Consider the following 19,917-nt stretch of genomic DNA (forward strand, 5'->3'; position numbering starts at 1 on the left):
GACCAAACTTCTCTCGCTAAAGAAAGTTGGCCTATATTTAACTTACCAAATTACAGATGAAATAGAAAGTGAAAATGTCACCTTTTAGGTGACATTTTCATTGACAAAATCTTTTTTCAACAACGTGAAAATAAGCTTCTCATAATTGAGAAGCTTATTTTGCTGTTTCGATATAATCTTGAAGCTCGTTTAAGATTTGCTCAGCGCCTTCTTTGCTTAAGATGATTTTACCTTCAGCTAAAGATAGGTTACCATCAGATACTTCACCAGTTACTTGGCAAGTCATGTTTGGCTTATATTTTTTTAAGATGATTTTCTCGTCATCAACGTAGATTTCAAGAGCATCCTTTTCTGCAATACCTAAAGTACGGCGTAATTCGATTGGAATTACTACACGACCTAATTCATCAACTTTACGAACGATACCAGTAGATTTCATAATTCTTTTCCTCCTAAAGAAATAGTTTATAAGTTTCGAGTCTATTTTTAGATTCGTCATTTTTCGACAAAATACCCTATGGACATATGATACCAATCATTTACATTTCCGTCAATTCTTTAATTCTATATTTTTTAAAAAGATTTATAGATTTCTTACTTCTTATATATAATAGAATGTGAGTAATTTCTACTATTATTTCACTTTATTTTCTTGAAAAATTATGAATTGTAAGCGAGGATTGTATATTTTCTTGAAATATGAGTAATAGATGATGAAGATACCAGGCATTAGCTCGTTTCTATCCCACGTTAACGAGCGGTAAGATTCCAAATTCAACATGCGATTGGAGTAAAGAAGTTAAGTGGAAGTCGGGTTGCTCGTAAAAGCCCGATTGGTGTGGGCTAATAATCAGTGGAGGATGGACACCCCCCACAGATTAAAGTTTCACTTTATATATAAGTTTTTGATATACTATTTATAAATACATATGAGGTTATCCGGGAGGTCCAAAACAATGACAGAGGAAAACAAATCCTTTTATATTACTACCCCAATTTATTATCCAAGTGGAAAATTACACATTGGACATGCTTATACAACAGTAGCAGGAGATGCGATGGCACGATATAAGCGTATGCAAGGATATAATGTTCATTATTTAACAGGAACTGATGAGCATGGACAGAAGATCCAAAAGAAAGCAGAAGAATTAAACGTTACACCACAAGCATATGTGGATAACATCGTTGCAGGAATTAAAGAACTTTGGGAGAAGATGGATATCTCTTATGATGATTTTATTCGTACAACGGAAGATCGTCATAAAGATGTTGTTGAGAAAATCTTCAAGCAACTAGTAGATCAAGGTGATATTTATCTTGATGAATATGAAGGTTGGTATTCTGTACAAGATGAGACATTCTATACAGAGCATCAATTAGTAGATCCAATTATGGAAGGTGACAAAATAGTTGGAGGAAAAAGCCCAGATAGTGGTCATGATGTAGAACTTGTTCGTGAAGAATCGTATTTCTTTAGAATGGGTAAATACGTCGACAGACTATTAAAGTTCTATGAAGATAATCCGCATTTCATTCAGCCAGAGTCTCGTAAGAATGAAATGATTAATAACTTCATTAAACCAGGCTTAGAAGATTTAGCAGTTTCTCGTACTTCATTTGACTGGGGAGTTCGTGTTCCAGGTAACCCGAAACACGTTATTTACGTATGGGTTGACGCATTATCTAACTACATTACAGCATTAGGTTATGGAACAGAAAATGAAGAGATGTATAAGAAGTTCTGGCCGGCAGATGTGCATTTAGTTGGAAAAGAAATTGTTCGTTTCCATACAATTTATTGGCCAATCATTTTAATGGCATTAGATTTACCTCTTCCGAAAAAAGTCTTTGCTCATGGTTGGATTTTAATGAAGGATGGAAAGATGAGTAAGTCAAAAGGAAACGTAGTAGATCCAGTTACATTAATCGATCGTTACGGATTAGATGCATTACGTTATTACTTACTTCGCGAAGTTCCATTCGGATCTGATGGCGTATTCACACCAGAAGGATTTGTGGAGCGTATTAATTTCGACTTAGCAAATGACTTAGGTAACTTATTAAATCGTACAGTAGCTATGATTGATAAGTACTTTAACGGAGAAATCCCTGCATTTAAAGCAAATGTAACGGAATTTGATGAAACGTTAGTAGCGTTTGCAAAAGATACATTGAAAAAAGTAGAAGAGGCAATGGAGAATATGGAATTCTCTGTAGCGCTAAGTTCAATTTGGCAATTGGTTAGCCGTACGAATAAATATATTGATGAAACACAACCATGGGTATTAGCGAAAGATGAGAATGATCGTGAAAAGTTAGCTTCTGTAATGGCTCATTTAGCAGAAGTACTTCGTCAAACAGGTATTATGCTTATGCCATTCTTAACAGTAGCACCAAGCAAGATGTTTGCTCAGCTTGGCCTTACTGATGAAGCTCATAAATCTTGGGAAAGTCTATCTACAATTGGCTGCATTCCAGCTGGAACAAAAGTAGAAAAAGGAAACCCAATTTTCCCTCGTTTAGAAATGGAAGTGGAAGTAGAGTACATTAAAGAACAAATGAAAAGCTCTGCTCCTAAAGTAGAAGAGAAAAAAGAAGAAGAACCGAAGGCAGAAGAAATTACAATTGATGATTTCTTTAAAGTAGAATTGCGCGTAGCTGAAGTACTATCTGCTGAACCTGTGAAAAAAGCAGATAAGTTGTTAAAAATCCAACTAGACTTAGGCACAGAAAAGCGTCAAGTTGTTTCTGGAATTGCAAAATTTTATTCGCCAGAAGACTTAAAAGGTAAAAAGGTTATTTGTGTAACAAACTTAAAACCTGTAAAATTACGCGGTGAATTATCACAAGGTATGATTTTAGCGGGTGAAGAGAATGGCGTATTGTCATTAGCATCGATTGACCAAAATCTACCAAATGGCACAAAAATCAAGTAATTAAGACAAGAAAAGAGATGTTTCACGTGTAACATGTGTGAAGCGTCTTTTTTCTTTTTACACTCTCTATTTTTGCATTAAGATTGTAGTATTGTTATCGTTAAGTTATTAAAGAGCTTATTTGTGTAGAATAAATTTGATTTCAATATAAAAGGAGTTATGTATTATGTTGTTTGATACACATTCACATTTGAATGCAGAACAATTTGAAGAAGATTTGCAAGAAGTTATTGCACGAATGAAAGAAGTGGGAGTTACTTATACAGTTGTTGTTGGTTTTGATGAAGTAACGATAAAAAAGGCGATTGAATTAGCTGAAGCCTATGATTTCATTTACGCTGCAGTTGGATGGCATCCAGTTGATGCAATCGATATGACAGAAGAACATTTAGCTTGGTTAGAAGAATTAGCTTCCCATCCTAAAGTAGTTGCACTTGGAGAAATGGGCTTAGACTATCACTGGGATAAGTCTCCAAAAGAAATACAGAAGGAAGTATTCCGTAAACAAATTGCATTAGCAAAAAAGGTGAAATTGCCGATTATTATACATAACCGCGATGCAACGCAAGATATTGTTGATATTCTAGAAGAAGAGAATGCAGCTGAAGTGGGGGGCATTATGCATTGCTTTAGCGGTAGTGTAGAAGTAGCGCAGCGATGTGTTGATATGAACTTTTTAATTTCGTTAGGCGGACCAGTGACATTTAAAAATGCTAAGAAACCGAAAGAAGTTGCTGCAGAGATTCCATTAGAGAAATTGTTAATAGAGACAGATTGTCCATATTTAACGCCACACCCATTTCGAGGGAAACGAAATGAACCGAGTTATGTAAAACTCGTAGCAGAAGAAATTGCGAACTTAAAAGGAATTTCTTATGAGGAAGTAGCAGAAATAACAACGAAAAATGCAAAAGCTTTATTTGGTGTTGAATAAAAAGGAGTGGGAGAACCCATTCTTTTTTTATTTTTATGAAAAAATAGGAGGAGTGATAGAGAAAATAAGGGCGAATGAGGAAGTGTTACAATAAGGAGAGAGAACAAAGTTTTGGACATTCTATTTTTTAAAATGTAAGAATGGGGAAAATAATAATGGAAAAGTCGTCATTTTTTTGTTTTACTAAGTAGAGACGAAACGAGTGTGGAGGCAAGCATGAAAATTAAAGAGATTATCGTTGTAGAAGGTAAAGATGATACAGTTGCGATTAAGCGTGCTGTTGATGCGGATACAATTGAAACGAACGGTTCAGCAATCGGTGATCATGTTATTGAACAAGTTAAATTAGCGCTGCAAAAACGAGGCGTTATTATTTTCACGGATCCGGATTATCCTGGAGAGCGTATTCGAAAAGTTATTTCTGATAAGGTTCCTGGATGTAAACATGCTTTTTTACCGAAGGAAGAAGCACTTGCTAAAAGGAAAAAGGGCGTCGGAATTGAACATGCTTCTAATGAATCAATTCGCCGTGCTTTAGAGAATATACATGAAGAAATGGAAGCTTACACAAGTGAAATTAGTTGGAGCGATCTAGTCGATGCAGGTTTAGTGGGCGGAGAAATGGCAAAGAGTCGTAGAGAAAGAATGGGTAAGCTATTAAAGATTGGTTATACAAACGCAAAACAGTTACATAAACGTTTACAAATGTTTCAAGTTTCAAAAGAATCGTTTGCAGAAGCTTATAAACAAGTCATACAGGAGGAAAGAAAATGAAGGATATCGCAACGCCAAATCGTACGAAAGACATTGTTGAAAAGTATGGATTTTCATTTAAAAAAAGTTTAGGGCAAAATTTTTTAATTGATACGAATGTATTAAATCGTATCGTTGATCACGCTGAAATTGGTTCAGAAAGTGGTGCAATTGAAATTGGACCAGGTATCGGTGCGTTAACAGAACAATTAGCGAAGCGTGCTAAAAAAGTAGTTGCTTTTGAAATTGATCAGAGATTATTACCGATTTTAGATGAGACGTTAGCTCCATATAGCAACGTTACAGTTATAAATAAAGATGTATTAAAGGCAGATGTGCATGAGGTGTTTAGTGAGCAATTTGAGGAAGGGCAAGATGTAATGGTAGTAGCTAACTTACCCTACTATATTACAACGCCAATTTTATTTAAATTGCTGGAAGAGAAATTACCGGTTCGTGGATTTGTTGTTATGATGCAAAAAGAAGTTGGAGATCGTTTAGCTGCTAAACCTGGAACGAAAGAGTATGGTTCTTTATCAATTGCTATTCAGTATTATACAGAGGTAGAAACAGTTATGACTGTACCACGTACGGTGTTTGTACCACAACCAAATGTTGATTCTGCAATTATCCGTCTCTTAAAACGCCCGAAACCAGTTGTAGAAGTAACAGATGAGACCTTCTTCTTTGAAGTAGTACGAGCGAGTTTTGCACAGCGTCGTAAAACGTTAATGAATAATTTATCAAATAATTTAAATGGTTTCCCGAAAGATAAAGAGCTGTTAGATCGAATTTTAACAGAAGTAGGAATTGATCCAAAACGAAGAGGCGAAACGCTATCTATTGAGGAGTTTGCAACATTAAGTAATGCATTAGTTCTTCATAAATTGTCATAAGGGTACAAAAGGAACAGTTCAACTTGAACTGTTCCTTTTGTCACCTTTCCCCTCCTAAATTCATACTTTAAAAACAGGTAAGATTGCCTAATGAGTTTGGAGGTAGGAGAATGGCTTTACATGTTGGAGAATTAGTGGAACGACATTCTTATAAGAGGGATATACTTTTTCGTATTATAGAGATAAAAGGCGAGATAGCTATATTGTTTGGAGAGGAAATTAGATTGGTGGCGGATGCGCCGCTTGAAGATTTAGTTAGTATAGATCAACGAGAACATAAAAAAAGAGCGAAGCGTGAGAAAGAAACAATGGAGCGTACGTATCGTTTGTTTCAACAAGATTATGTATTAATGAAACAAAGGCATGAACATACTTCAACTGGTGGATACACAAGTGAAGTAAATTATTTTCAAATGCCCGGACGTGTATTGCATATAGATGGAGACCCATTATATTTACGTAAGTGCCTAGACTTATATAATAAAATTGGTGTTCCTGTACAGGGTATTCATTGTAAAGAAACAGAGATGCATGAAAAGGTAGTAGATTTAATAGATCATTTCCGCCCGGACATTTTAGTTATTACGGGGCACGATGCGTATACAAAATCAAAAGGGGTAAAGGGAGATTTAGCAGCTTATAGGCATTCAAGGCATTTTGTACAGGCTGTTCGAGAAGTGCGAAAAAAATATCCATCATTGGATCAACTCGTTATTTTTGCTGGGGCATGCCAATCACACTTTGAAGCATTGATTCGAGCGGGCGCTAATTTTGCTAGTTCACCATCCAGAATTAATATTCACGCACTAGATCCTGTATATGTGGTTGGTAAAATTAGTTTTACGTCATTTATGGAGAGAGTCAATGTATGGGATGTTGTACGTAATACGATTACTGGCGAAAAGGGACTTGGCGGGATTGAGACGAGGGGGATTTTACGAACTGGATTACCCTTTCAATATTATGAAGAATGAGCAAGGTACATATGTATCTTGCTTTTTGTATGGAAAGGATTTAAATCAGCTTGGATAAAAAGAGGCAAGAACGCACAGACTACATAATGATACTTTTACAATATAGTATTTCTTCTATCTATTTGAACGCATGATGCTTTTATAATGATATTGTCTGTGAGTTGCGGTTAATAATTGGGATAGATATATCGTGTTTTAAGTGTTCAATCTAAATTACAGCGAGGTGTAACGAAGTATATGTCAAAACGTTTAGATGAAATTAAAAGCGAGTTAGATCACCATCTTGGACAGAGACTGATGTTAAAGGCAAACAGTGGGAGAAGAAAAACTGTAGAACAATCAGGTGTACTTGCAGAAACATACCGTTCTGTTTTTGTTGTACAACTGGATCAGCAAGAAGATGCGTTGCAACGTGTATCGTATAGCTATGCGGATGTTTTAACAGAGACAGTAGAGTTAACATTTTATGGTGAACCTCATAATGAAGTGATTTTATAATTCATGTATCGTTACATATATTCCCACAAATGAAAAGCTATATTATTTTGCATACTAACTATACCGTAGCAAAATAAGGAGGGACTCTGCATTGAGTAGACGAAGAGGTGTCATGTCAAATCAATTTAAAGAAGAGCTTGCAAAAGAGCTAGGCTTTTATGATGTTGTTCAGAAAGAAGGCTGGGGCGGAATTCGTGCGAAAGATGCTGGTAACATGGTGAAACGTGCTATAGAAATTGCAGAACAGCAATTAATGAAACAAAACCAGTAGTTGTAAGATACTTTCTATGCTACGGTAGCCGAGGAGTGACTCCTCGGCTTTTTGTACTATAAAAGGTGCCATCATTTTACATAAGTAGTTTCATTCTGAATGCTTTTCGTTATAATTAGGGAAGTGTCATCGTCTTACTATAAATTTATGGTAAAATAAACGATAAAAGATTGAGTACATAGAGTGGGTGAATAGATTGAAGCTACTAGTGAAAGCACCAGCAAAGATTAATCTGTCGTTAGATGTACTGGGAAAAAGACAAGACGGATATCATGAAGTGAAAATGATTATGACAACAATTGATTTAGCGGATCGTTTAGAACTAATGGAATTAGCAGAAGACCGTATTGAAATTTTATCCCATAATCGGTATGTCCCAGACGACCAAAGAAATTTAGCTTATCAAGCGGCGAAATTATTAAAAGAGAAGTTTAATGTAAAAAAAGGCGTATCTATTACTATTGAAAAAACGATTCCAGTAGCAGCTGGATTAGCAGGTGGAAGTAGTGATGCAGCAGCAACATTACGTGGTCTTAATAAATTATGGAATTTAGGGCTTACAATTGATCAGTTAGCAGAGCTTGGCGCAGAAATTGGGTCAGATGTATCGTTTTGCGTATATGGTGGGACAGCAATTGCCACTGGAAGAGGAGAGCAAATTGAGCACATAAAAACTCCGCCTTCTTGTTGGGTTATTTTAGCAAAACCCCATATTGGTGTATCTACTGCTGATGTGTATGGCAATTTAAAATTAAATCGAGTTACACATCCAAATGTAGATAAAATGGTTGATGTCATAAATGCTGGGGACTACAAAGGTATTTGTGATACTGTTGGTAACGTTTTAGAGGATGTAACGTTTGCGATGCACCCTGAAGTTGCACGTATTAAGGCACAGATGAAGCGATTTGGTGCAGATGCTGTATTAATGAGTGGAAGTGGCCCAACTGTATTTGGTCTTGTGCACCATGATTCGCGAATGCATCGTATATATAACGGATTAAAAGGATTTTGTGAACAAGTATACGCAGTACGTTTATTGGGAGAGCGAGAAACGCTTGAATAAAGACGTATAATACGTTATGATTTGTTTAGAATATTCGTGATTTGAGGTGAGAGTATGAAAATTAGACGAAGTACAAGATTAGTCGATATGACTTATTACTTGTTACAAAACCCTCGTCAGCTAGTTTCTCTCACTTTTTTTGCTGAAAGGTATCAATCGGCTAAGTCTTCCATTAGTGAAGATTTAGTTATTATTAAGCAAACGTTTGAACAACAAGGGGTCGGCACATTGCAAACGATACCAGGAGCAGCAGGAGGAGTGAAATATATACCATATATAAGTGAGGAAGAGGCAGATCTAATTATTGGTGAGCTTTGTAGCTTATTTGAAAATCCAGATCGTATTTTGCCTGGCGGTTACTTATATATGACAGATCTTTTAAGTAATCCTCGCCATATTAATGGCGCAGGTCGTTTGTTTGCTTCTGTTTTTGCTAGGCAACCAATTGATGCGGTTATGACGGTGGCAACAAAGGGAATTCCACTTGCTTATGCAGTGGCAAATTACTTAGATGTACCGGTAGTAATTGCAAGGAAAGATAATAAGGTAACAGAAGGACCAACTGTTAGTATTAACTATGTATCAGGTTCTTCTAAGCGAATTCAAACAATGACATTAGCAAAGCGTAGCCTTCCAGAAGGATCAAATGTTTTAATTATTGATGACTTCATGAAAGCTGGCGGCACAATTCAAGGTATGATGAGTATGTTAGAAGAGTTTAAGGCTAATGTTGTTGGTATTGGTGTATTAGTAGAATCCACGGATATTGAAGAAAGATTAATTAATAATTTTGTATCATTAATTCGTCTTTCAGAAGTTGATGTGAAAGAAAAAGCAATTCAAGTGGAAAAGGGAAATTATTCACTGGCACCATTTGATGAAGGGCTTGTAGAGGCTGAGTAAAAAGGTAAAGCAGATAGCTTTATCTTTTTTTATTCTATTTATAGATTATAAAATAGATGGACAAACTGCTTTTCGTGCACTATTTTTAAAGAGTAAAAATAAATAATAAAAGGGTGAAAAATATGAAAGTTGTTCAAACAAACAATGCACCACAAGCTATTGGACCATATTCACAAGGGATTATTGTAAATAATATGTTTTACAGTTCAGGACAAATTCCGTTAACTGCAAGTGGCGAGCTTGTAGCAGGAGATGTGACAGTACAAACAGAGCAAGTATTTCAAAATTTACAAGCGGTATTAGAAGAAGCGGGTGCTTCATTTGATACAGTAGTAAAAACAACAGTATTCTTAAAAGATATGGATGATTTTAATGCTGTTAATGAAGTATACGGCTCTTATTTCTCTACTCATAAGCCAGCTCGTTCTTGTGTACAAGTAGCAAAATTACCGAAAGATGTTTCAGTTGAAATCGAAGTAATTGCCCTAGTTAAGTAATTCTTTGTAAGCGATAACCTCTACTAATCTCTATATTCAATTACATTAAAAATTTTTATCTTAAAAATTTTTAAAAAATTAAAGGGAAAATAGAAATTTTGTGGAATTTATACAAATATATCGCTTATTTAGAAAAGGGTGGTGAACACAAGATGGAAGTGACTGACGTAAGATTACGCCGCGTAAACACAGAAGGCCGCATGAGAGCAATCGCCTCTATTACTCTAGACCATGAATTTGTTGTTCATGATATTCGTGTAATTGATGGTAATAATGGATTATTTGTAGCAATGCCAAGTAAACGTACTCCAGATGGAGAATTCCGTGACATTGCACATCCAATTAATTCTAATACACGCTCTAAAATTCAAGATGCGGTTTTAACAGAGTATCATCGTTTAGGCGAGTTAGAAGAGGTTGAGTTTGAAGAAGCGGGTGCTTCGTAAAATTCGAATGAAAAGGGATTTTTAAAGAAAGCCCTATAATTTTGTAACAAACTCCTGTAAGCATTTACAGGGGTTTGTTTTTTGTGGTTATATACACCATTATGAAAATTCGGAATTAAATAAAATAAAGAGGGGGACTTCTAATTTTTTCAAAATCATTTTAAATAGTATAGCTTATTTCTTAAAAAAGATACTAAAGAGTAAAACATCTTATAAGAATTATGGTAAAATTTAATAGTTAAAATGTGTTTCTTGAAATATATGATGATTTAGGATAATATCGTTAATGGATAAATAGGTTGCGATGGAGGGTCTATATGTCAAACAGATTTGCAGTGATTCTAGCTGCAGGTAAAGGCACACGTATGAAGTCTAAGCTATACAAAGTGCTTCATCCTGTATGTGGAAAACCTATGGTACAACATGTTGTCGATCAAGTAACTCAATTAGGATTGCAGAAACTTGTAACAGTCGTAGGACATGGTGCTGAAATGGTACAAGAGCAGCTAGGAAACGTAAGTGAGTTTGCATTACAAGCAGAACAACTTGGTACAGCGCATGCTGTAGATCAAGCTGCAAGTGTACTTGCAAATGAAGAAGGAACAACTTTAGTTATTTGTGGTGATACACCGCTAATAACTGCTGAAACGATGGAAGCATTGCTTCAGCAACATAAAGAAGCAGGGGCAAAGGCAACGGTGCTAACAGCTTACATAGAAGAACCTGCTGGATATGGTCGTATCGTTCGTAATGAGAATGGTCATGTTGAGAAGATCGTTGAGCATAAGGATGCAAATGAGAAAGAATTAGCTATTAAAGAAATCAATACAGGTACGTATTGTTTTGATAATAAAGCTTTATTCGCTTCGCTTTCTAAAGTTTCAAATGATAACGTACAAGGTGAATATTACCTGCCAGATGTTATTGAGATTTTAAAAAATGAAGGTCATATCGTATCAGCTTATCAAACAGAGCACTTCGATGAAACGTTAGGTGTTAACGACAGAGTCGCTCTATCGCAAGCGGAAATTATTATGAAAAACCGTATCAACCGAAAGAACATGGTAAATGGTGTTACAATTATTGATCCAAGTAACACGTATATTTCTGCTGATGCAATTATCGGTAGTGATACAGTTCTTCATCCAGGAACAATTATTGAGGGGAATACTGTAATTGGTTCTGATTGTGAAATTGGACCGCATACAGTAATTCGCGATAGTGAAATTGGAGATCGTACGACAATTCGTCAATCTACTGTACATGATAGTAAGCTTGGTACAGAAGTATCGGTTGGTCCATTTGCACATATTCGCCCAGATTCAGTTATTGGAGATGAAGTACGCGTTGGAAACTTCGTGGAAATCAAAAAAACTGTTTTTGGTAATAGAAGTAAAGCTTCACACTTAAGTTATATCGGGGATGCACAAGTTGGAGAAGACGTGAATCTTGGTTGTGGTTCAATTACGGTGAACTATGACGGTAAGAATAAATTCAAAACTGTGATTGGTAACGGGGTATTTATTGGATGTAATTCAAATCTTGTTGCTCCTGTAACAGTTGAAGATGGTGCTTATGTGGCAGCAGGCTCTACAATTACAGAGAATGTTCCATCAAAAGCATTATCTGTAGCACGTGCACGTCAAGTTAACAAAGAAGACTATGTTGATCAATTGCTGAATAAGAAAAAATCATAATGTGGAGGGTTAATCTAGATGTCGACTCAATATCTAAATTCTAATTTGAAAGTATTCTCTTTAAACTCTAATAAGGAACTTGCTGAGCAAATTGCAAAGCACATTGGAGTAGGGCTAGGAAAATGTTCTGTTGATCGTTTTAGTGATGGAGAAGTTCAAATTAACATTGAAGAAAGTATCCGTGGTTGCGATGTATTCATTATTCAATCTACAAGCTTCCCAGTAAACGAACATATCATGGAATTACTTATTATGATCGATGCATTAAAGCGTGCATCTGCAAAAACAATTAATATTGTTATTCCTTACTATGGTTATGCGCGTCAAGACCGTAAAGCGCGTTCTCGTGAACCAATTACATCGAAACTTGTAGCAAACTTGCTTGAAACAGCAGGTGCAACTCGTGTAATCACTCTAGATTTACATGCTCCACAAATTCAAGGGTTCTTTGATATCCCAATCGACCACTTAATGGGTGTACCGATTCTTTCAGATTACTTTGAAACAAAAGGTCTTAAAGATATCGTAATCGTGTCACCTGACCATGGTGGGGTAACTCGTGCTAGAAAAATGGCAGATCGCCTAAAAGCGCCAATCGCTATTATTGATAAGCGTCGTCCTCGTCCGAACGTATCAGAGGTAATGAACATTATCGGTAATATTGAAGGTAAAACAGCAATTTTAATTGATGACATCATTGATACAGCTGGTACAATTACATTAGCAGCGAACGCTCTTGTTGAGAACGGTGCTTCTGAAGTATATGCTTGCTGTACACACCCAGTATTATCTGGTCCAGCAATTGAGCGTATCCAAAACTCAAATATTAAAGAGTTAGTTGTAACGAACTCTATCGTATTACCAGAAGAGAAGAAAATTGACAAGGTACATGAACTTTCAGTTGCTCCACTAATCGGAGAAGCAATCATTCGTGTATACGAAGAAGAATCTGTAAGTGTATTATTCAATTAATTGGATAGAATGAGACGTAACCAAGATTGGTTACGTCTTTTCGTATCGAAAAAAGAAAGTAGTGGTACAAGAATGAAATTGATAGTAGGACTTGGGAACCCGGGTAGAGAATATGAATTAACAAGGCATAATATTGGGTTTATGGCGATTGATGAACTTGCAAAGCGTTGGAACATTTCTTTAAACGAACAAAAATTTAAAGGAGTATTTGGTGCAGGATTTGTTAATGGAGAAAAAGTAATCTTATTAAAGCCACTTACATATATGAATTTATCTGGGGAAAGTATTCGTCCACTCATGGATTACTATAAAATTGATGTAGAGGACTTCGTTGTTCTGTACGATGATTTAGACATCCCTGTAGGTAAATTACGCCTTCGTATGAAAGGTAGTGCTGGTGGACATAATGGTGTGAAATCAACAATTTCACATTTAGGAACACAAGAGTTTCAACGTATCCGCATGGGAATTGATCGTCCGAAAAATGGAATGAAGGTAGTGGATTACGTATTAGGACGTTTTACATTGGAAGAAATCCCTGATGTCAATCATTCCATTGAAAAAGCAGCGGATGCATGTGAAGAATGGTTAAACAAACCTTTTCTTCAAATCATGAATACTTTTAATAGTTAAGGGTATGATTGGGAATATTTTGTTTTATTTTTACCCATACTAGTAGTAATTGGATTTTTAGGAGGCTAGTATGGAAGGGTATTATTATTGCAGACATTGCGGGAGTAATGTAGGCTCCGTTACTGCAGAAAAAGTATATAGCGACGTTTTATTTCAACTAACAGAGCAAGAAGTAGTAGAGATGATTCATTTTCATGAGAATGGAAATATATATATACAAACGATTTGTGAATTGTGTCAAGAAACGCTTGCATCTTATCCTGAGTATTATGAATATGAAAAATTTCTGCAATAAAATGTTGTCGCTTTGGCATGTCCAAAGCATTTTTCTGTTTTCTTTTTCCAAAATATTTGCATAAAATATAGTGGCTTGCTCTTTATGTTGAGAGGGGTTTTGAAAATGATAGGTTTATTAGAGCAATTTTATAAAAATGAAGAGATCCAATCGGTTATTAATGGATTAGAAGATGGTTTAAAAGAGCAACTTGTATCAGGCATGGCAACCTCTTCTCGTTCGTTATTAATGGCGGCCTTATATAAAAAAACAAAAAAATCACAACTTATTGTGACACATAATTTATATCAAGCACAAAAAGTGCATGAAGATTTAGTGGCGTTACTTGGTGAAAAAGATGTGTGGCTATACCCGGTAAATGAATTGATAGCATCAGAACTTGGTGTTGCAAGCCCAGAATTGAAGGCACAGCGCATTGAAGTATTAAATCGTTTAGCTGCAGGGGAGAATGGGATTATTGTAGCGCCGGTTGCAGGACTACGCAGATTTTTACCAATGAAAGAATTGTGGAAGCAAAGACAAATCGAAATCAGTCTAGGGCAAGAGATTGATTTAGATACATTCTTGCATACTTTACATCATATTGGATATGAGCGTAAGTCGATGGTAGAAGCTCCTGGGGAATTTAGTTTGCGCGGGGGAATATTAGATATTTATCCACTAACTGAAGAATTACCTTTTCGTATTGAATTTTTCGACACAGAAGTCGATTCTATTCGATTATTTGATGTGGATGAACAGCGCTCTCAAGATAAAAAAGAAAGTGTTAGATTTGGTCCAGCAACGGAGTTTTTATTTTCACAGGAAGAATTGAAATTGGGAATTAAGCATCTTGAAGAAGGCTTGACTAAGACGATGCAAAAACTGTCTGATGATAAATTGAAGACTACAGTGCTTGAGACGGTAAGTCATGAAATTGAGATGTTAAAAAACGGGCAAGGTATAGAACAGATGTTTAAATATTTATCTATTTTCTATAAAGAACCTGCTAGTCTGATAGATTATTTACCAGAAGATGGTGTTGTGATCTTAGATGAGATTTCCCGTATTCAAGAAACAGCATCACATCTTGAAACAGAAGAGGCAGAATGGTATATATCACTTCTTGGTGAGGGAACAATTATTCAAGATTTATCTTTCTCCCACTCGTTTGAGGAATTTCTTCATCATAAAAAAAGGAGTTTTGTATATTTAACGTTATTCTTACGTCATATAGCACATACGCATCCGCAAAACATTGTGAATGTGACATGTAAAACAATGCAAGATTTCCATGGACAGATGCAGTTGTTGAAAACTGAAATTGATAGATGGAACGAAGGGCATTTTACGACTGTTGTGCTCGGCACAGATGATGAACGTGTAAAAAAATTACAACATATTTTAAGTGATTATGATATCGAGGCAGATATTGTAGAAGGCACAGATATATTATTGCCCGGAAGGTTACAAATTGCTGTAGGTGATTTACATGCGGGATTTGAAATGCCGATGCAAAAACTTGTTGTCATTACTGAAAAAGAGCTTTTTCATAAGAAAGTTAAAAAATCACAACGTAAGCAAAAGTTATCTAATGCTGAACGTATAAAAAGTTATTCGGAATTAAAAGTTGGAGATTATGTAGTTCATGTAAATCATGGTATAGGTAAATTCTTAGGTATTGAGACATTAGAGATTAATGGCGTTCATAAAGATTATTTAAATATTAAATATCAAGGAAATGATAAGTTATACGTTCCAATTGAACAAATTGACCAAGTGCAAAAATATGTAGGATCTGAGGGTAAGGATCCTAAAGTTTATAAATTGGGCGGAAATGATTGGAAGAAGGTCAAAACGAAAGTTGAAAAATCTGTACAAGACATTGCGGATGACCTAATTAAACTATATGCTGAGCGCGAAGCTTCAAAGGGTTATGCATATACACCAGATACGGCAGAACAACAAGAATTTGAATCTTCTTTCCCATATCAAGAGACAGAGGATCAATTACGTTCTATTGAAGAGATTAAAAAAGATATGGAACGCGGACGTCCGATGGATAGGCTTCTTTGTGGTGATGTAGGATATGGAAAGACGGAAGTAGCTATTCGTGCGGCATTTAAGGCGATTATGGATGAAAAACAAGTTGCGATTTTAGTGCCGACAACGATCCTTGCACAACAACACTATGAAACAATTCGAGAGCGTTTTCAAGATTATCCAATCAATATAGGATTATTAAGTAGATTCCGTACGAGAAAACAACAAAATGAAACGATTAAAGGCTTAAAAGATGGCACGGTAGATATTGTAATCGGAACGCATCGTATTTTATCTAAAGATGTTACTTATAAAGACTTAGGTCTTCTTATTATTGATGAAGAACAAAGATTTGGTGTAACGCATAAAGAAAAAATTAAACAATTAAAAGCAAATGTTGACGTATTAACATTAACAGCAACACCGATTCCGCGTACACTCCATATGTCTATGCTTGGTGTACGTGATTTATCTGTTATTGAGACACCACCAGAAAATCGTTTCCCAGTCCAAACGTATGTAGTAGAGTATAATCCAGCTTTAATGCGAGAAGCGATAGAACGAGAGCTTGCAAGAGGTGGGCAAATTTACTTCCTATATAATCGTGTGGAGGATATCGAAAGAAAAGCAGATGAAATTTCGATGTTAGTTCCAGACGCGCGCGTAACTTATGCACATGGAAAAATGAACGAAAGTGAATTGGAGTCTGTTATGCTATCGTTTTTAGAAGGGCAGCATGATGTTCTTGTAAGTACAACAATTATTGAGACGGGTGTAGATATTCCGAATGTAAATACATTAATTGTATTTGATGCAGATCGTATGGGATTATCGCAGTTGTATCAGCTTCGTGGGCGTGTTGGACGTTCTAATCGTGTTGCGTATGCATACTTTGCATACAAACGAGATAAAGTGTTATCAGAAGTTGCTGAGAAGCGTCTGCAAGCCATTAAAGAGTTCACAGAACTTGGATCTGGTTTCAAAATTGCGATGCGAGACTTATCAATTCGTGGTGCAGGTAACTTGTTAGGAGCTGAACAACATGGATTTATTGATTCTGTCGGATTTGATCTATATTCTCAAATGTTAAAAGATGCAATTGAACAGCGTAGAGGAACAGACGGAGTTGAAAATACAGTTAATGTTGAAATTGATTTAGAAGTAGACGCGTATTTACCAGATGCTTATATTTCAGATAGTAAACAAAAAATTATGATGTATAAACAATTTAGAGGTGTTTCTGCAATTGAGGATATTGAAGAGTTGCAGGAAGAGATGATAGATAGATTTGGTGATTACCCGCAAGAAGTTGGTTGCTTATTACAAATTGCAAATATTAAAGTATTGGCAATGAAAGAACAAATTGAGTTAATTAAGCAAAATAAATTTGAAGTAACAATTCTGTTCTCAGAACAAGCAAGTCAAAATATTGATGGCGGAAAATTATTCATGCTTGGAAATAGTTTTGGACGTATGATTGGTTTAGGAATGGAAGGGTCACAATTGAAAATCGTTATGAAAACAAATGGTTTAGAGACATCGAAGTGGTTAACAATTGCTGAAAATTTATTAAAAGGCCTACCAGATGTAAAAAAAGAAGTCATAAATGCCTAATATAAGATAAAAAAATACAATTCGACGTGCATAGAAGAACTAATGTGTAAAATACTATGTCTAACAGTTGGTGATTTTTACATGAACAGGTAAATTCACCACTTTGATCATCAGTAGAAAGTGAGGCAGCATTAGAATGAAAGCAACTGGAATCGTACGTCGAATTGATGATTTAGGTAGGGTAGTAATCCCGAAGGAAATTCGTAGAACTTTACGTATTCGAGAAGGAGACCCACTAGAAATATTTGTTGATCGCGATGGAGAAGTAATTTTAAAGAAATACTCTCCAATTAGCGAACTAGGTGATTTTGCAAAAGAATATGCAGAGGCTTTATATGATAGCTTAGGACATAATGTGCTTGTATGTGATCGAGATTCTATTATTGCAGTATCAGGCGTATCAAAAAAAGAATACTTAAATAAAAGCGTTGGCGATCTAATTGAAAAAACGATGGAAGAAAGAAAGTCTGTTATTATGACGGACGAAAGTGAGATTTCCATTATTGATGGTGTAACAGAAAAGGTTCATTCTTATACAGTTGGACCGATTGTTGCAAATGGAGACCCAATTGGAGCTGTCATTATTTTTTCAAAAGAAGCAATTATAAGCGAAATAGAGCACAAAGCAGTCAATACTGCTGCCAGTTTCTTAGCGAAACAGATGGAGCAGTAGAGGTGTGTAATTTTAGAAGTAGCAATCTTTCCTAATTATGATATTTCTTCTTGAGAAATCAATCATTTGGAGATATATGTATATTGAATGAAGGTAGCGCTTTGCTACCTTTTTTCGTTGAACATTTCTAGCGTTGCACGAACGTATTATTACTCGTGTAGGTAAGGAAGTTTGTCCTTTTCTTTATGATATAATACGAGGGGTGAGAATAGAAAAAGGAGTTTTCTTGTATGGAATCGAAGAAGTATCAAGCCTTTTGGCGTGGGGCTATTATATTAACAATCGCAAGTTTTGTTACAAAGGTATTAAGCGCTTTTTACCGTATTCCATATCAAAATATAGCGGGTGATATTGGTTTTTATATTTACCAACAAATTTATCCGTTTTATGGATTTTGTTTAATTTTAGCTACTTATGGATTCCCCATTATAATTTCAAAAATGGTTGCGGAACGATTAGAGCGAGGGAAACAACAAGAAGCAGAAGAAATTATTTGTATATCTTTTTGGTTTTTATTAGGAATAGGTTTCATAGGCTTTTTTACATTGTTCTTTGGTGCCGAAGTAATTGCAACAGTCATGGGCGATATACACTTAGATAAGCTATTACGTGTTATTTCATTTTCATTCATATTGATGCCGTTTTTATCTGTAGCAAGAGGATATTTTCAGGGGTTCAATAATATGATGCCGACAGCTGTTTCGCAGGTGATAGAACAAACGATTCGTGTTTCTATTATTGTATTTTTATCTCTATTCCTAATTGCTCACGGATTTGATTTATATACAGTCGGTGCAGGTGCTATGTTGGGCTCAATCGCAGGCGGACTGGTCGGGGTTATCGTACTTGTACTTTATATGCGTCATGCCTTTCGTTCTATATTCTTTAAAAGTGTAAAGAGAATTAGAGGGAAAAAGAGGATCGTTAAAATCTTGTTTTGGCAAGGATTGGCGATTTGTGTTAGTAATTTAGTGCTTATTTTCATACAAATGGCTGATTCTGTTTCCTTCTATTCTTTACTTATTGGGGCAGGAGAGCAAGCTGAAAGTGCAAAGGTATTAAAAGGTATTTATGACAGAAGTATCCCACTTATGCAATTAGGTACTGTCGTGACAACTTCTTTCTCGTTGTCGCTTATTCCAATTATTACAGCGGCGAAGGAAAGAGGAGATCTTACCTTTATTCGAGAAAAGGTAAAATTAGCAATGAAAATAACATTTGTTATTGGATTTGCAGCGGCCATTGGATTAACTTGTATTATTCAACCTACGAATATTATGTTGTTTGAAAATAGTGATGGGTCAGATATTTTATCTATTTTATCTTTATCTATTTTATTTAGTTCATTGTCGATTACAACTGCTTCTATTTTGCAAGGGTTAGGACAAACATTAAAACCAGCAATATTCGTTATATTTGGGGGTTGCTTAAAGCTAGCTTTAAATTATATATTAATGCCGCATTTTGGTGTGAAGGGAGCTGCAGTTGCAACCTTATTTGCATTACTTGTAATTTCTGTATTAAATAGTGTATTACTTACGCGAGCTGTATCAGAATCGCTTATCGATAAGCGTAATATGTTAGGTGTAGTGATTAGTGGTATCGGTATGGGATTTATATTAATAATGTTTATGCGTGTATTGCAAATGTCTGGATTAGTAATTGATACAGAACATAGAGGAATCGCGACACTTGAGGCATTGTTAGGTGTAGCCATCGGCGGATTGGCATATATGTTTTTAATTTTAAAATTACGTGTATTTACAAAAGCGGAAATAGGAATCGTTATGAAAAAAGAGAAAAAAGAAGGTTCATTGAAGAAGAGTGGATAGAG

General features: G+C 35.6%; 19 protein-coding genes. 18 read left to right on the forward strand and 1 reads right to left on the reverse strand.

Going from position 1 to position 19,917, the window contains the following annotated elements; translation table 11 throughout:
• Positions 1 to 154: 154 nt before the first annotated feature.
• Complete coding sequence (locus tag CO726_RS26610) at positions 155 to 439, reverse strand: transition state genes transcriptional regulator AbrB (protein WP_000843036.1); 285 nt, start codon at positions 437 to 439, stop codon at positions 155 to 157.
• Positions 440 to 956: 517 nt separating this feature from the next.
• Here CO726_RS26610 and metG point away from each other — a divergent pair.
• The 18 genes from metG to CO726_RS26705 all read left to right on the forward strand — a co-directional run bounded on the left by metG (position 957) and on the right by CO726_RS26705 (position 19,915).
• Entirely contained in the window at positions 957 to 2,939 is a 1,983-nt protein-coding gene (gene metG, locus CO726_RS26615; protein WP_099686254.1) for a methionine--tRNA ligase, read from the forward strand.
• Between the two features lie 166 nt (positions 2,940 to 3,105).
• The gene (locus CO726_RS26620) at positions 3,106 to 3,873 is read left to right on the forward strand and encodes a TatD family hydrolase (RefSeq protein WP_099686255.1); all 768 of its coding nucleotides are present in this window, start codon (positions 3,106 to 3,108) and stop codon (positions 3,871 to 3,873) included.
• 216 nt (positions 3,874 to 4,089) lie between these two features.
• A complete protein-coding gene (rnmV, locus tag CO726_RS26625) occupies positions 4,090 to 4,647 on the forward strand; it encodes a ribonuclease M5 (RefSeq protein ID WP_099686256.1) in 558 nt (185 codons plus the stop codon).
• Positions 4,644 to 5,522, forward strand: a complete 879-nt coding sequence (gene rsmA / locus CO726_RS26630) for a 16S rRNA (adenine(1518)-N(6)/adenine(1519)-N(6))-dimethyltransferase RsmA (protein ID WP_000651555.1) — start codon at positions 4,644 to 4,646, stop codon at positions 5,520 to 5,522. The genes rnmV and rsmA overlap by 4 nt, the downstream gene beginning before the upstream one ends.
• Positions 5,523 to 5,632: 110 nt before the next feature.
• Positions 5,633 to 6,496, forward strand: coding sequence for a sporulation peptidase YabG (gene yabG, locus CO726_RS26635; RefSeq protein WP_099686257.1), 864 nt, complete (start codon positions 5,633 to 5,635; stop codon positions 6,494 to 6,496).
• Between the two features lie 237 nt (positions 6,497 to 6,733).
• Positions 6,734 to 6,994 carry a biofilm formation stimulator Veg gene (gene veg / locus CO726_RS26640; RefSeq protein WP_000044349.1) on the forward strand — a complete coding sequence of 87 codons (261 nt, stop codon included), beginning with the start codon at positions 6,734 to 6,736 and terminating at the stop codon, positions 6,992 to 6,994.
• A gap of 91 nt (positions 6,995 to 7,085) precedes the next feature.
• Positions 7,086 to 7,265 (forward strand): acid-soluble spore protein SspF, encoded by a 180-nt coding sequence (gene sspF, locus CO726_RS26645; RefSeq protein ID WP_001985066.1) that lies wholly within the window; start codon positions 7,086 to 7,088, stop codon positions 7,263 to 7,265.
• Between the two features lie 196 nt (positions 7,266 to 7,461).
• The gene (gene ispE / locus CO726_RS26650; RefSeq protein ID WP_000772094.1) at positions 7,462 to 8,331 is read left to right on the forward strand and encodes a 4-(cytidine 5'-diphospho)-2-C-methyl-D-erythritol kinase; all 870 of its coding nucleotides are present in this window, start codon (positions 7,462 to 7,464) and stop codon (positions 8,329 to 8,331) included.
• Positions 8,332 to 8,385: 54 nt separating this feature from the next.
• The gene (gene purR, locus CO726_RS26655) at positions 8,386 to 9,234 is read left to right on the forward strand and encodes a pur operon repressor (protein ID WP_000702473.1); all 849 of its coding nucleotides are present in this window, start codon (positions 8,386 to 8,388) and stop codon (positions 9,232 to 9,234) included.
• 122 nt (positions 9,235 to 9,356) lie between these two features.
• Complete coding sequence (locus CO726_RS26665; protein WP_060629179.1) at positions 9,357 to 9,731, forward strand: RidA family protein; 375 nt, start codon at positions 9,357 to 9,359, stop codon at positions 9,729 to 9,731.
• A 152-nt stretch (positions 9,732 to 9,883) separates the two neighbouring features.
• Positions 9,884 to 10,177, forward strand: coding sequence for a septation regulator SpoVG (gene spoVG / locus CO726_RS26670; protein WP_000454042.1), 294 nt, complete (start codon positions 9,884 to 9,886; stop codon positions 10,175 to 10,177).
• Positions 10,178 to 10,494: 317 nt separating this feature from the next.
• A complete protein-coding gene (gene glmU, locus CO726_RS26675) occupies positions 10,495 to 11,874 on the forward strand; it encodes a bifunctional UDP-N-acetylglucosamine diphosphorylase/glucosamine-1-phosphate N-acetyltransferase GlmU (protein WP_099686258.1) in 1,380 nt (459 codons plus the stop codon).
• An 18-nt stretch (positions 11,875 to 11,892) separates the two neighbouring features.
• On the forward strand, positions 11,893 to 12,846 hold the full coding sequence (locus CO726_RS26680; protein WP_000107420.1) for a ribose-phosphate diphosphokinase: 954 nt from the start codon (positions 11,893 to 11,895) through the stop codon (positions 12,844 to 12,846).
• Between the two features lie 72 nt (positions 12,847 to 12,918).
• Complete coding sequence (gene pth / locus CO726_RS26685; RefSeq protein WP_099686270.1) at positions 12,919 to 13,479, forward strand: aminoacyl-tRNA hydrolase; 561 nt, start codon at positions 12,919 to 12,921, stop codon at positions 13,477 to 13,479.
• Between the two features lie 70 nt (positions 13,480 to 13,549).
• Entirely contained in the window at positions 13,550 to 13,774 is a 225-nt protein-coding gene (locus CO726_RS26690) for an anti-sigma-F factor Fin (protein WP_098668009.1), read from the forward strand.
• Between the two features lie 105 nt (positions 13,775 to 13,879).
• On the forward strand, positions 13,880 to 17,410 hold the full coding sequence (gene mfd, locus CO726_RS26695; protein ID WP_099686259.1) for a transcription-repair coupling factor: 3,531 nt from the start codon (positions 13,880 to 13,882) through the stop codon (positions 17,408 to 17,410).
• A gap of 136 nt (positions 17,411 to 17,546) precedes the next feature.
• Positions 17,547 to 18,083 carry a stage V sporulation protein T gene (gene spoVT / locus CO726_RS26700; protein ID WP_098759598.1) on the forward strand — a complete coding sequence of 179 codons (537 nt, stop codon included), beginning with the start codon at positions 17,547 to 17,549 and terminating at the stop codon, positions 18,081 to 18,083.
• A gap of 230 nt (positions 18,084 to 18,313) precedes the next feature.
• Positions 18,314 to 19,915 (forward strand): putative polysaccharide biosynthesis protein, encoded by a 1,602-nt coding sequence (locus CO726_RS26705; RefSeq protein WP_099686260.1) that lies wholly within the window; start codon positions 18,314 to 18,316, stop codon positions 19,913 to 19,915.
• Positions 19,916 to 19,917: the final 2 nt, after the last annotated feature.

This window comes from Bacillus fungorum, assembly GCF_002746455.1.
GTDB classification, from domain to species: Bacteria; Bacillota; Bacilli; order Bacillales; family Bacillaceae_G; genus Bacillus_A; species Bacillus_A fungorum.

Excerpts from the sequence above, each read along its gene's own strand:
- CO726_RS26690 (WP_098668009.1), top strand. The coding sequence starts at position 13,550 with ATGGAAGGGTATTATTATTGCAGACATTGCGGGAGTAATGTAGGCTCC.
- purR (WP_000702473.1), top strand. The coding sequence starts at position 8,386 with ATGAAAATTAGACGAAGTACAAGATTAGTCGATATGACTTATTACTTG.
- yabG (WP_099686257.1), top strand. The coding sequence starts at position 5,633 with ATGGCTTTACATGTTGGAGAATTAGTGGAACGACATTCTTATAAGAGG.
- veg (WP_000044349.1), top strand. The coding sequence starts at position 6,734 with ATGTCAAAACGTTTAGATGAAATTAAAAGCGAGTTAGATCACCATCTT.
- CO726_RS26680 (WP_000107420.1), top strand. The coding sequence starts at position 11,893 with ATGTCGACTCAATATCTAAATTCTAATTTGAAAGTATTCTCTTTAAAC.
- mfd (WP_099686259.1), top strand. The coding sequence starts at position 13,880 with ATGATAGGTTTATTAGAGCAATTTTATAAAAATGAAGAGATCCAATCG.
- rnmV (WP_099686256.1), top strand. The coding sequence starts at position 4,090 with ATGAAAATTAAAGAGATTATCGTTGTAGAAGGTAAAGATGATACAGTT.
- CO726_RS26705 (WP_099686260.1), top strand. The coding sequence starts at position 18,314 with ATGGAATCGAAGAAGTATCAAGCCTTTTGGCGTGGGGCTATTATATTA.
- spoVG (WP_000454042.1), top strand. The coding sequence starts at position 9,884 with ATGGAAGTGACTGACGTAAGATTACGCCGCGTAAACACAGAAGGCCGC.
- CO726_RS26665 (WP_060629179.1), top strand. The coding sequence starts at position 9,357 with ATGAAAGTTGTTCAAACAAACAATGCACCACAAGCTATTGGACCATAT.
- spoVT (WP_098759598.1), top strand. The coding sequence starts at position 17,547 with ATGAAAGCAACTGGAATCGTACGTCGAATTGATGATTTAGGTAGGGTA.
- CO726_RS26620 (WP_099686255.1), top strand. The coding sequence starts at position 3,106 with ATGTTGTTTGATACACATTCACATTTGAATGCAGAACAATTTGAAGAA.
- pth (WP_099686270.1), top strand. The coding sequence starts at position 12,919 with ATGAAATTGATAGTAGGACTTGGGAACCCGGGTAGAGAATATGAATTA.
- CO726_RS26610 (WP_000843036.1), bottom strand. The coding sequence starts at position 439 with ATGAAATCTACTGGTATCGTTCGTAAAGTTGATGAATTAGGTCGTGTA.
- rsmA (WP_000651555.1), top strand. The coding sequence starts at position 4,644 with ATGAAGGATATCGCAACGCCAAATCGTACGAAAGACATTGTTGAAAAG.
- metG (WP_099686254.1), top strand. The coding sequence starts at position 957 with ATGACAGAGGAAAACAAATCCTTTTATATTACTACCCCAATTTATTAT.
- glmU (WP_099686258.1), top strand. The coding sequence starts at position 10,495 with ATGTCAAACAGATTTGCAGTGATTCTAGCTGCAGGTAAAGGCACACGT.